Raw genomic sequence first — 13,309 nt, 5'->3', positions numbered from 1 at the left:
CAAATATAAATTATGCTGGTTCTACAGCATTAACTTTTAAATTAGGAATTGTGATCGCCTCATCATTAATAAATAGCATTTTCATGCCTTTACCAATAATGAATTCTTCTTTTAGTTCAACCCAATCAGAGACCTGACCTAGTTTTTCGAGATCTGACTCAGCATTGGCATAGACAAGCGGTAAATGTGCACTGCCTGAAGGGCCTTCTTTAATCGTTATTTCCACGCGTAGCCAAATGCTTTCTAATACTGAGCTTACAGGCTCTACCTTTAACGACTCAATTTCATCAAAATTTGCCAAATAAAATTCACCATTTGTGCCTAGAACTTCTAAATAAGGGTTTAATGTATCGTCCAAGTCGCGTGCCACAGACTCTGCATCATTTAACGAACTTACTCTTAACGTTTCCATTTGTGCAGAAAGCTCAGCTGCTTCGTCTATTTCGCCCTCTAGCAATGCCACATGCATCTTTAAAAACAATGTGTCTATCTCATCAACATCATGAAATAATTTAGGGATCCCTTTACCTTGGTAAAAGTCTATTCGCGATTGCTGAGCACGAATTAAATGCCTTAGATTGACCGCACCTACAGCAAACTCAGGATTTTTTTGTACCATAAAATCGAGCTGTTTATCTGCTTTTTCAAGATCACCATTTATGCACAGTAACTCTGAATAGACGCTTCTTATATCAAAGTTTAAAGGCTCATCTTGAAGCTCTGTAGCACACAGAGAGAGTGCTTCAGTTAGTTTTCCCTCGCGAATTAAGCTGTGTATTTTCTTCATGGTTATTCCTTTATTTTGTGATGAGGACTGAGCTCTGTTATTAATTTAATGCTCGAGACCATTTGATCTAATTGAAAATGGGGTTGTAGTTGCAAAACAGAAAAAAAATGACCTGGGTTTGCTTTGTTTTCACTTACTTTAATGCGCGCGTTACTCAGTGGATATTTACTTCTGATTTGCTCAGATGCCGAGTCTGATGCGGTTGTATAATTGTTGATCCACGCCTGTAAATCACGCTCACACGCATGCGCATTTATGTATGAACCGACCCTGTCACGTGCCAATATTTTTAAATAATGTGCAAAACGAGATACGCATAAAATGTACTGCAGCATAGATGAAAGACGCGCATTTATATTAGCGGCACTGGATTCGTAATTTTTTGCTTTTTGTACCGATGCATTGCTATAAAAAACAATATGCTCAGTATTTGTCACTGAGGAAGTGGGAATAAATCCAAGTTCAGAAAACTGTTTTTCAAATTTGCTTGTCACCAATAAATCCAGTGGCGGTTTAGCTTCTTTTTGGTATGTATCATTTGCAAAGCTATCTTTGGCGAGCCCTGTAACCAGTCCTTTTGACACTTTACCAGGCTCTATTCCTCTAATGTGCCCAAACCAGCCACTATCACAGTACGCCCTAACTATTGTTGATACAAACTGAAACGCAGCGTTACCCCATAACATATCTGTTTCTGGGTTTTTAATTTGTTCTTTAAAATAAAAGTCTTGATGGCGTTTACCATCGTTGCTATATGGCGCTCTAACTAATACATGCGGTAAGGTTAAGCCAACAAAGCGTGCTTCTTCCATTGCTCTAAAACTTTGCCATTTTACATATTCAGGCTGTTCAAACTGGTTAAATAAATCGGCGTAATACCCGAGATCCGAAAAATTATCTGCGCCAAAAAGATTAGGAGACGCTGAACATATAAAAGGGGAAAATGCAGCCGCTGCAGTACGTGAGATTTCTTTAATAGTATCAATATCGTTGTAAATAGTACCATTAGAGGGCATATTACTAATTTCGTAATCACCAATTACTACACCAAAAGGCTCACCACCGGCGCTATCAAATTCACTTTGATAAAGTAACTGGAAAAAATAGCTTTGATCAAAATCTATTGCTTTATTTACATCTTTAGAGAGGGTTGCCCAGTCACAGTTTAATACTTTTATTTTTACTTTATTTTCTTTGTCGTACTGCTCTGTTTGGAGGGTTAACCACCATAGATTACGCCAGCTTGCCTCTAACTTTTGAAACCTTTTAGCATGAATAATGCTATTTAGTTGCTGAGAAATTAACTGATCGAGTTCAACAATAATTCGTTGTAAGTAGGGACCTAGGGATTCTTTGGTCCAAGAAATGGGAGAATCAGAAGAGCCTTCAAGCCACAATAACAGTGCCTTGTCTAAGTTTTTTTCGTTCAAAAACCTATCAAGCAAAGCATCATTATCGCTAATTCTAGACTGCGACTTTTGGTGAAAAGCGTAGTCTTGATTTATAAATGAAAACTCTTCGTGATTCATTTTACTGCATTATCCTTAACGCTAAAGACTAGTTAATTAACCAATCTCTGGAATTTTAGCTACAAGACGTAATGAAGAAGTAAGTTCTTCCATTTGTAGCCAAGGTCGTAACCATGCCACTGCGTTATAAGCGCCTGGCTGACCTGGTATTTCTTTAACTGATACTTTCGCATCGGCTAATGGGTAACGTGCCCTGATGTCTTGACCACCGCCCTCTGTCGCATTTACATACGATAGAATCCAACGGTTTAACCATGACTCAACATCTTCTGCTTCCATAAAGCTACCAATTTTATCTCGCGCCATCACTTTTAAGTAATGAGCAAAACGAGACGTAGCCATTAAGTAAGGTAAACGGGCTGAAATTGCAGCATTAGCTGTTGCATCAGGCGTTGAATATACTTGTGGTTTTTGACAGCTTTGGCCACCAAAGAAAACAGCGTAATCAGTATTTTTGTAGTGACACAAAGGTAAGAAACCAAGTTTACTAAGCTCAGCTTCACGGCGGTCTGTTATGCCGATTTCAGTTGGACATTTAAGATCCGGATCACCATCATCGCTCGTGAAAATATGCGTTGGTAGGCCTTCAACTTTACCACCGCCTTCAGCACCACGTATCGCAGTACAAAAGCCGTATTGTGAAAACGCTTTGGTCATATTAGTAGCCATTGCGTAAGCTGCATTACTCCAGCAATAGTCGCTATTATCAGTGCTTACTGAACGACCTGCTTTTGGTTCAACTTCAAACTCTTCATAATTAAATTCTTCTACAGGCTTCGATGCTGCACCGTACGGTAAACGAGATAAGAAGCGAGGCATAGTTAACGATACAAAACGTGAATCATCGCTGTCTCTGAACGAGCGCCATTTTGTGTACTCTAGTGACTCAAACACTTTTTCTAAATCACGAGGTTTAGTTAACTCTTCCCAATTATCAAACCCAAATAAAGAAGGAGAAGAGGCAGCAATAAATGGACAAAAACCAGCCGCTGCCACATTCGACATTAAGCTTAATGTTTCAACATCTTCTGGATGGTTAGTAAATTCAAAGTCACCCACGATAGTGCCATAAGGTTCGCCGCCAGGAGTACCAAATTCAGACTCGTAAATCTTTTTAAATGTTTGGCTTTGATCAAACTCTACCGCTTTGCTTAAATCTTTATGTAATTCTTTTTTCTTCATGTTTAAAACACGAATTTTAAGCGTAGAGCTCGTTTCAGAATTCATCACAAGGTGGTGTAAGCCACGCCAAGAGCCTTCTAATTTTTGAAACTCGTCGCTGTGCATAACAACACTAAGTTGTTTTGATATTTTTTGATCGATTAACTGAATTGCTTCATTAAACGTCACAGTCATGTTTTTATTCCATTGAACTGTACCTTTTAATGCCTCTTCAGTTAACGTTTTAAGTAGCTCTTCTGCACGGCTTGCATCAGTTTGCTTAGTAGCACCAATTGCCTGCTCTAATAACGATGAGCTTGTCTCAGCTGTTGACTCTAATTCAGTACTTAATTGCTCTGCACTCATTTTTCAGTCTCCTCTAGCTTAAGTTCCTTAGCAATCGAATCAAGGCTTGAAGTATTGCTTAATACTTCTTCTAAAACATTTTCAAGCTCTTCTGAACGGTCAATCTTAGTCATTAAATCACGTAACTTATTACGGGTTTCCATTAATTTACGTAATGGTTCAACTTGATTAACAACTGCTGCAGGCTCAAAATCATCGATTGATTTAAAGCTAAGGTTAACTTCAAACTCAGAGTCATCATCGCTGAGTGTATTTTCTACTACAAGCTTTAATGAAGGACTCATGCGTTTTAAAACATCGTTAAAGTTTTCACGGTCAATTTGAATAAAGCGTCTGTCTTTTAATGGTTTTAATGCTTCAGTGTTATCACCTGAAAAATCACCCATTACACCTACAACAAACGGTAGTTCTTTTTTTACCGCAGTTCCTTCAGTTTCAACATCGTAAGTGATGTGAACGCGAGGCTTACGTACTCGTTTTAATTTATCATGGATACTCATAGAGAACTCCTTTTACTTATGTTTCAGTTTCGCTGATCTTAATGCCAGACAACTTAAAGTACCCGGTCCTAGCATCACTATCTGTTATTAATTCGTTTAATAATTCAGGCAGCGATAATTCGCTCCATCGAATCACTTGTTCTATCGTGTATGACATTGGAGAATGCGGTTCGGTCTTTCTAAAAAACGCCGCTATTTCTTTGAGTTTATTAATGGCATTTTCACGAGAGTTTATTTCTTGGTTGTTTGTTTTTTTAGGCGCAGCAACATCAGGTTCGTCTTCATCGCTTTGAGATGAGTCATCGATAGCATCAATTGCAATTTGAGCCTGCTCTGCTGCCGCTAGTTTGTCGGCCGCTAAGTGATTGACTGCTGCTAAACTAATTTCGAGCGTTTGCTTAACATTAGATGTTGCTTGTGGCTGACCTGTTGCGTTATCTAGGGCATCACTGAGTAATGCAAATTCCGCCATTGCATTTTCAATATCACTTTTTAAGTTAACGAAAAACTCTGTACTGGTTTCAGCGGCACTTTTTTCAATTAACTCAAAATCAACGCCACCCTGGCTCAGCTTTTTCTCTTTTTTATCATCACTTAACCTAGAAATATCGTAACCTTGCTGATATTCCCAAAAGGTAAATGGATCTATGCTGACACTGTCAGTTAAGTAGATACTCTTAATTGGAATAATAAGCGTACCTTCGCCTGCAGTTCCGCTTAGCCCCGCTATAGCAGATACCTTATCGGAAAGCTCATCATCCTCATCAAGCGATGGATACAGCGAATCAAAATAGTTATTTAATAAATAATGAGAAACTTTGAAACCAAACGCCAATCCTTTAAAACCATGAATTCGGCACAGCGCTTCAATAAACCAAGCTAAATACTCTATATCTTTACTTTCAGATTTTAGTGCGCTACTGCATTGTTCTAATAAAGGTAACCAGTCGCGAGCAAGTGATGAAATACCTTCTTCGTCTACTAGCGCGTTTCTTTCAGCGGCACGAAGTTGGTTTCTTAAATCTTTTAAGGCGTAATAAGTCGACGTAGGAGAAACATCCGAGCGAGGGTCTAAGCCTGCGATCTCAGTTTCAGAAATAGGGGAAATATACTCTTCAAATACAAACATTCCGTCGTCCTAATAATTATCCATAAAACTCCAATAAAGCGGAGCGGATTTCATATTACATTCTTTATATTAAAATACAAGCCTAGTTACAATTGTATTTTAATCAAAACAATTGCAAATATATAAACAATAAACATCTAATATAAATATACTAACACTTAAAATTATATAATTAATAAGAAATAATTATTTAGTAAAAAGTGGAATTGTAGCTTCATCTTGAATTTTGTATGTTTCCGATTTACTACTAAAGTTTTCATGACCATACTTAATTATAATACAGGTAACGTTATCACGCGCTCCTCTTACTAAAGAGGAATGCATAAGCGCCATACCTGAATCAATAATACTATTAGGCTCTAATGACAAACATATTTCTTCATCAGATAATTCGCCTGTTAAACCATCTGAACAAAGTAAGAAAATATCATTGGTTTTCACCTCGCCTTGGACTACATCTACCTTCACTTCATTGGTAACGCCGACTGCACGAGTAATCACATTCGAAAGAGGGTGTGTTTTTGCTTCTTCGACTGAAATTACGCCTTCATCTATAAGATCGTTTACCTGACTATGATCTCTAGACACTTGCTGTAATTGGCCGTTTCGTAACATATATGCCCTGCTGTCGCCTACCCACAAAACGTAATATTGATTATCTTTTATAAATAAGGCGGTTACTGTGCTGCCCGCGGTTTTGCTTCCTAAGTACTGAGCGCTGTATTCATTTAATTGTTGATTTGCATCTTCAATAGCGGCAACAATATGAGAAACGCTAAGCGTAGCTAATGTCTTTTCTTCAACTTTTGCTCTGATAACATCCACGACAAGCTGGCTTGCAACTTCGCCCGCTTCATGCCCGCCCATTCCATCAGCTACTACCCATAAGTTATGGCTATTAATTTCGACATGAGAGTCTTCATTTAATTGCCTAACAGCACCACGATGAGTTATTGCATAGCTCGTACTTAAATTGCTAATCACTATTTTTTACCTGTGTGTAATTCCATTCCCAATGTTTCCATCGGCCATCTAACATAGCTGCAACTTGATTGACAGGTGGTAGCCCTGAAGTAACAAGCATCATAGGCTTTATATTGCATGAGCCGTGTGTCCACCAAACGCTGTAGTCACCATGTTTTTTATACAAAAGTGCATGAAGAGCGTCTTTTAAAACATCATTTGATAACTCATCACCAGAGAACTCAAATGCTTCACCCTCTTTATTTTTGTCATTTGAAGGAGAAATACTTAGCTGCTTTTTAGGCTCTGTCAGCGTTCTTATTGATTTAGCAACCTCTTTTCTCCATGTAAAAAGGTCGACAGAGCTATCTAGTACTTTAAGTACAGTGTCTTCATACTCTAAGGAGAACACACCCGAATTTAACACTTCTATAGGCGCAACTTCTAATGTACTGGCCACAGTAAATGGGTAATGGCGCCCTACTGCATCCATGCTCGGTAACAGGGTTCCCATTACGCCTTTATTGCCGACAATATTTGGTGATAATGCAAAATGCCATACCGGGCCTGTTAGGTAGTTATCTTGCCAATTGTCGCCTAGCTGTTCTTTGCTTACAGCAATCGCTGCTTGCAGCCATTGTTCCCAGTGCTCTGAAAACTCTTTCGAAACGCTGTCTTGAACAAAGTCCCCTAAGCTAGGGACTTTGCCAAGGTAGCCTATATTTATAATCGGGTCGGACATGAAAACTTCTCTACACTTTTATTCCAAAATGGATGCCTAATTGATTTTGGCAATAACTCAACTTTTGCGTTGTTACCCATGAGAGAAAAATGTAGCTCTAAATCCTCACGCGTTTTTGCTCTTTTAGCGCTTAGCTCATCAAGCATGCGATAAAGCGACCACTCACCTTGGTAAGTTGTATTAATCGGGCGGCCACCGCTTGGCGGGGTAAACTCAATTCTAGTGGTGCTTTGCCCTGATGAACCTGGCCAAACAAAGTTAGTAATTTTGATTGGACCATGACGATATGACATAGACTGCCCATCTATTTCCACTCTAAATTTAGAGACAGTTTGATCTAATTCAACAGTTCTTAATCCAAACTCAATTCTAGGTGTTGCACTTCCACCATCGAAGAACACAGTTTGAATTTGATGGGCTAGTTCAAACATAGCTAGAGTATCTGCACTTATGCCAATGTCTTTTTCAAACTTCCACGGGCTCGAACTCATATCCACACTTGGCGCTACATAGTTAGTGAAGAAGCTATCAATAGTGCCATCTGGTCCAAAGAAGCGTGTAAAGTCTTTCATATTCACTTCTTTTTGCGCATAAGGTGAGAAAGGGTATCGGCCCACAATAGCTGCATTGTACTCACGTAAAACTTGACTTTTCCAAATCTCGTTTAAGTGTCTGTTAGCGCTATTTTTAGTGATATTACTGGTATCTCTACTTATATCTAATAACCAACTATTAAATGGATAAGGTAGATCACGGCTTTGGAACTCAAGTTGGCGAATGAAACTTGGTTTACTTTTTCCACTGATTTGATCTTTTATCGATGACTTTAACTGATCTCCTCTATCAAGCTTAGTAAGATATACATTAAGCTCTCTGAGGTTTTTCTGAATGTTATCTAATTGCTGAGCATCAATATTTATTACATCTTCAAACGCTTCTTCAACCTGATAACCTGGCAGCTTAATATCAAACTTAGGGGCTTCGTCAGGTAGAAAGCGTTTAATTCTGTTCGCTTTAGTTTGCATTGCTATTTCAGCGGCATTAGCGGCAACTTTACCCGCTGCTTTTTGATTTTCTGACACCGGTAATTTGGTTAGCTGAACATTTTTTTGCACAGCCATAATAATGTTTTTAATCGGTGCTTCTGAGCCTGCAAGTACATCTGTAATATTGACACCCTCAGCAGGTGAACTGTACTGATTAAGACTTAAATCGTCGATAAATGACTGCCAAAAGAAGATATAATCCTGAAAATAACGTTGCTCTAATTTCTTTTCAATTTCTTCTTTAGAAATATCATATGTTCCCGATGCTTCTTCACCATATACCCAGCTGCTTGCCATCAAATTACCGAGCATTTTACTTTTCTCAACATTAAAAATGCCGTGAAAACCGTTAAAGGTATATAAGCCAGGAATACTGCGAGTCAATTCGCCGTTATTTCTGAATGTGAATTTTTGCGCACTCTCAAAACTAATTATGTCTGTTAATCTAAATGGTGGAATGCTGCTATCAAGAAAATCAGCTTGCAGACGTTGGTATGCTCTTTCTGCTATTGGTAACTTAGTTAACTCTGCTCTAGCTATACGCACTGCTTGGTTATCTATTTTGGTTTGACTAACCCCAAGCTCAAGTAATGCAGCAATATGATCCATTAACTGGCCACGAGTCAGCGCATTTTTATCACCCGGTAGGTTTCTTTCAAGGTATGCATTAAACCAAGCCGAAATATCCTCACTTTCAAAGTACTCAGGCTGGAATAACATTAAATAGCATTTTAGCGTTTCGTATAAATAGCTAAGGTGCTCTGGGTGCGCCTCCATTTCTTTAATTAACGTACTGGCAATATAAGGTTCTAAATACGTTTGCAGCGACCGATTGTATGCTTGTGTCGACGACTGTTTAATCTCATTGAGTTTATTAAAACCTATTGATTGAGACTCATCGTCATCAACTAACGCAGGATTGTTTGCTGGTAAGTTTCGTAGCGCATTGAGTCTGTCGTTTAATACTAATAAGTTACTTCTATCAAACGAGGCGGCATCTAATTCTTGATAAGTTTCAATGGCTTCATCTGTAGCAGCCATTAAATTATTATTCCATGCAAAACTAAAGTACCACGAAATAGAAAAACCAATTACCGCAATACTTGCTAAAGAAATACTACCTACTCTCAGCCATTTGTTTTGCTTATCATGGTGCTTATTAGTGCTTGCTAAGTTTTGCTCAGGGAAAATCACTCCTTCTAAAACGTTTTTGATAAAGAAACTTTTCGATTGATTGATATAGTTTGAATCTGCTGAGTTTACGTCATTTAAAAAACTAGCGGGCTTACCCTCTTGAGTCGCACTTGTAAGGTACACGCCCCTAAACATTGGCAGCTCTTCGTAAGCGTTAGGAGTAAAAATTTCTTTTAAAAACGCATCGCCTACACCTTGCAGTACGCGAAGCTGTCTTGGGAATTCGAAAATTTTGGCACGTATCTCTTCATTACGTTCGTTAATCAACCTTCGATTAAGCATTTCTGTTAGTTTTGAGATTAATGCGTGAAACTCTTTATTAAATGCTTCAACTTGAGTGTCTTTATCTAGGTCTAACTCAAAAGTAACGCCCCAAACTTGCTCACACTCTTCCTCTGTAAGCTCACCAAAAAACTCTCTAAAGCCTTCGATTAAATCTACTTTAGAAAGAATAACGTAGACCGGAAAGGTCATGCCCAATTGATTTTGAAGCTCTTGCAAGCGTTGCTTAATAGCACGAGCATGTAAATTACGCTCTGTTTTAGTTTGACTCATGAGCTCAGAAATACCCATACTGATCATTACACCATTAATTGGGCGTAACGGGCGGTACTTACGTAAAAGCCCTAAAAAGCCCTCCCAGGCGCGCGAGTCATGTTTAGCGTGGCTACTTTGTGTGGTGTATCGTCCTGCAGTATCGATAAGTACAGCCTTATTGGTGAACCACCAATCACAGTTACGTGTTCCACCTACACCATGAACTAAATCCACACCTAACTTATCTTTTAACGGGTAGTCTAAGCCTGAGTTATTTATAACCGTTGTTTTACCTGCCCCTGGCGGGCCAATCATGATATACCAAGGTAATTGGTATATATTTTTACCTTTAAATAGCTTTACATCTTTTAGTAGGTTGATGGCTTCATTCATACGATTTTTTAACGTGGTGATTTCTTCATTCACCTCGTTGCTATTGGACTCATCACTTTCGATGAGCTCATCAGCCATTTTTTCATCACGTTTACTTTGTTGCGTTAAGCTATAAATTTTGGTGATGGCAAACACTAAAATAACAAACAGAATTGTTAAAAGCCGTGCTGCTACACTCTCTAATGGTATAAAATCAGCAACCGCAATAAGCGGACCACCAAACCATATTAATAAAGATAATGCTAAAAAGCCGATGATTAACATGGCTGTTTTAGAAGTAAGTACGTAAGTAATTTTTTTTATTTTGTGTGAAATACTCATGTCAGCCCCATTAAAATAATAAATCGATTTCAATTCGTCGGTTTAGTGACCGAGAAGCTGAATCTGAATTGCTTGCGATAGGCTCTGCAGCACCTTTACCTTCAGGCCATAAGCGGCCACTTAGGTTTGTACTTTTAGCCATAGAATTGGCAACTTGCGTTGCACGGGCTAATGAAAGATGCCAATTTGATGGGTATTTATCAGTACGGATAGGCGTATCATCAGTATGTCCAGTAATTAAAATACGCCCTTTTGTTCCTTCTAAACTACGTGCTAGCTTTTCTAAAATAGGTTGAATTGACGGTAATAGTTTTGCATCGCCTTGATTAAATAAGCTTTCACTATTTATTGAAATTCTTATACGGTCTAGGTTCTTCTTAATTGTGACTATCCCCATTTGAATTTCTGTTTGCAGTAATTGCTCTAGAACTAATAGTTGCTTATCTTTTTTATCGACAGATTCGTTTTGCGCTATAGGATGAATGACAGCCAGCTTATCGTTAAGAGAAGTAACGCCATCATTTAGTTTCATGTTTATAAATAAATAAACCATTAACAGCACCAAGCCTAACACTGAAAAAATCACCCAAAGAGGCACTTGATTTCTAAGTTCTACACCAGCGGCAACACGCTGCTTCCAATTAGGTGAAAGCTTATTGTTGAGTGGTCCATCTAATTGATTTAACAGGTGATACATTTGAGAACGGTACTCTTCAATTTTAGTATCCCCGCCATTATCTAACCTATACTTACCTTTGAACCCTAAGTTTAAACAGTGATACTGTAGCTCAATAAAATGCTTATGTAGCTCAGGTTGTGCCAATGCATTGTCAAGCAGGGTGTAAAAGTATTCACCGCCAAAAGTTTCTTTATGAAATGTCGATAGTAAGCTCTCATCCGCCCATTCCATTGAGCTCCATTTAGAATTTAATACTGATTCATCTAAAATCGCACACAAACAGTAGCGCGAATTGGTAATTACATCTTTAGAGAGTCCTTGATTACGCACTTCAACTTCAAAGCGCTTCACAGCCTCAACACAACGATGCTTTAAAGCGGCAATATTAGTCATTTCTTTAGCTTGGCTAATCGAAATTACAAGCGAAAAGCAATCCGTTGCCGCTTCTAAAAGTGGGTTTTTAAAAATGGAAACTTTAGATGTATTGGTAACGCTGCTGGCAACTGGCTCAACAGACATCACTGTTTTATCAGCATCGTTATCAATGTTAGGAGTGTTTGAAGTATCACGCCCTAGTCTACCAGGGCGAGGTTTTATAATGGTTTCATCCATTGAAACTCTTCCTTTAAAAGTTAGGTTCTAATTGCCCAAAGGCTTATTTGTAGCTCAGGGTAATTACCCGATAAGTGGATAGCGATGCCTCCACTTGAACGAAGTTTTTCCCAATGTTCACCCTGCTTGTTTAATTCAAAGTAATGAAAACCTGCATGGTATGGGATCTGGCGTGGTGCCGTTGGTAAGTTACTAATAGTAATACCTGGAATTTGGTTATTAACTAAGTCTCGTATGGTTTCTACGCTACCAATCTTAATTTGGGATGGCAGAATTTTGCGTAACTCCTCGTGTGGAACACTTGCTTTAATTGCTAAAACAAATTGTGCTGAGTTTAGCACCGACTTGTCTTTTAATGCGCCAAACGAAATACCAAACTTGCTTTGTTCTAATTTAATTTCTGTCGCAGTTTGTTCAATAACATGACTTAAAGATTGATATAAAAAGTTAACCACTTCTGAAAATACTTTACCCAAATTATCATGGTCGTACTTAGGCAGCTTCGGTACTCTTTTATTTGCAGTACTAAAAGTAGATAGCTCGCCTGCAAGCTCGATAAGACGAGTATAAAGTACATTTGGGTGGAGGTTATTTATATTAAGTAGATTATCAAAAACAGCATCGTACTTATTAAGGGTTTGCAGCATAATAAAGTCAGCAACTGAGGTGCTACCTGCGTAACCTTGGCATAAACGAACAGATATACTCTCTGCGCGCTGTTTTATCATAGAGCCAATTTCTCTCACTAAACCAAGCAAAGGCTTGCATTGACCCACTTTTAACGATGGTGGTATGTATTTAGCGTCAAGCTTAATACTTCCTTCGCTGCTAACTTCAATAATGCGCGCAACAGGCAATAGAATGTACCCTGCATGATCATCAGACGAAAGCACCAATTTGCTATAAATTTTGGCAACTTGAATTACCTCTTGGGATTGAGATCCTAAAGAGTCATCACTCACCGTTAAATCATTTAGCTTATAGCGCGTGACGATATTTTCATCCAGCGCTGAAATATTAATACCACTGCCTTTCAATGCAGGGATAGCAAGGTATACCACTTCATCATACACATCTTTATTAACCACTAATGGTTCAGGTAAAGGGGTTGATTGCGGCATTTCAATTGGTAGTAAATCAGGCGTAATAGCACTTAAAGACTCAAGAGCAAACTGTCCTGAACTCAATAATTGTGTGTCTATACTTATATCAAGTATGCCCCACGGATCAGATAAATTTCCTTTGCATAATTGATTAATTAAATTAGAAAAGTGCTTATCTGACTGTTGAAAATGTTGCGGCCTTAAGAACATCCCTTCAGTCCACGCAACACGAGTGTTATCACCCATT

10 protein-coding genes are annotated in these 13,309 nt (G+C 38.5%); all 10 read right to left on the bottom strand.

The features are described from left to right. Nucleotides 1-10 precede the first annotated feature (10 nt). Nucleotides 11-787, bottom strand: a complete 777-nt coding sequence (locus tag QUE46_RS17175; protein ID WP_286248804.1) for a type VI secretion system accessory protein TagJ — start codon at nucleotides 785-787, stop codon at nucleotides 11-13. Nucleotides 788-789: 2 nt separating this feature from the next. Beyond that, complete coding sequence (gene tssC, locus QUE46_RS17170; protein WP_286248802.1) at nucleotides 790-2,316, bottom strand: type VI secretion system contractile sheath large subunit; 1,527 nt, start codon at nucleotides 2,314-2,316, stop codon at nucleotides 790-792. A 36-nt stretch (nucleotides 2,317-2,352) separates the two neighbouring features. After that, complete coding sequence (gene tssC / locus QUE46_RS17165; RefSeq protein ID WP_286248800.1) at nucleotides 2,353-3,843, bottom strand: type VI secretion system contractile sheath large subunit; 1,491 nt, start codon at nucleotides 3,841-3,843, stop codon at nucleotides 2,353-2,355. Next, the gene (tssB, locus tag QUE46_RS17160; RefSeq protein ID WP_024032878.1) at nucleotides 3,840-4,343 is read right to left on the bottom strand and encodes a type VI secretion system contractile sheath small subunit; all 504 of its coding nucleotides are present in this window, start codon (nucleotides 4,341-4,343) and stop codon (nucleotides 3,840-3,842) included. The genes tssC (QUE46_RS17165) and tssB overlap by 4 nt, the downstream gene beginning before the upstream one ends. A 16-nt stretch (nucleotides 4,344-4,359) precedes the next feature. Beyond that, nucleotides 4,360-5,472 (bottom strand): type VI secretion system protein TssA, encoded by a 1,113-nt coding sequence (tssA, locus tag QUE46_RS17155; RefSeq protein ID WP_286248795.1) that lies wholly within the window; start codon nucleotides 5,470-5,472, stop codon nucleotides 4,360-4,362. A gap of 186 nt (nucleotides 5,473-5,658) precedes the next feature. After that, entirely contained in the window at nucleotides 5,659-6,456 is a 798-nt protein-coding gene (locus QUE46_RS17150) for a PP2C family serine/threonine-protein phosphatase (RefSeq protein ID WP_286248793.1), read from the bottom strand. Beyond that, nucleotides 6,449-7,177, bottom strand: coding sequence for a type VI secretion system-associated protein TagF (gene tagF, locus QUE46_RS17145; RefSeq protein ID WP_286248790.1), 729 nt, complete (start codon nucleotides 7,175-7,177; stop codon nucleotides 6,449-6,451). Before tagF ends, QUE46_RS17150 begins: the two co-directional genes overlap by 8 nt. Next, nucleotides 7,159-10,668: a type VI secretion system membrane subunit TssM gene (gene tssM, locus QUE46_RS17140; protein WP_286248788.1), complete on the bottom strand. Its 3,510-nt coding sequence runs from the start codon at nucleotides 10,666-10,668 to the stop codon at nucleotides 7,159-7,161. Before tssM ends, tagF begins: the two co-directional genes overlap by 19 nt. 10 nt (nucleotides 10,669-10,678) lie before the next feature. Beyond that, the gene (gene tssL / locus QUE46_RS17135) at nucleotides 10,679-11,959 is read right to left on the bottom strand and encodes a type VI secretion system protein TssL, long form (protein ID WP_286248787.1); all 1,281 of its coding nucleotides are present in this window, start codon (nucleotides 11,957-11,959) and stop codon (nucleotides 10,679-10,681) included. A 20-nt stretch (nucleotides 11,960-11,979) separates the two neighbouring features. Next, complete coding sequence (gene tssK / locus QUE46_RS17130; RefSeq protein WP_286248785.1) at nucleotides 11,980-13,308, bottom strand: type VI secretion system baseplate subunit TssK; 1,329 nt, start codon at nucleotides 13,306-13,308, stop codon at nucleotides 11,980-11,982. Nucleotide 13,309: the final 1 nt, after the last annotated feature.

The sequence above is a fragment of the Pseudoalteromonas sp. MM1 genome (assembly GCF_030296835.1).
Classification (GTDB): domain Bacteria; phylum Pseudomonadota; class Gammaproteobacteria; order Enterobacterales; family Alteromonadaceae; genus Pseudoalteromonas.
This window is presented reverse-complemented; position numbering and strand designations above follow the sequence as displayed.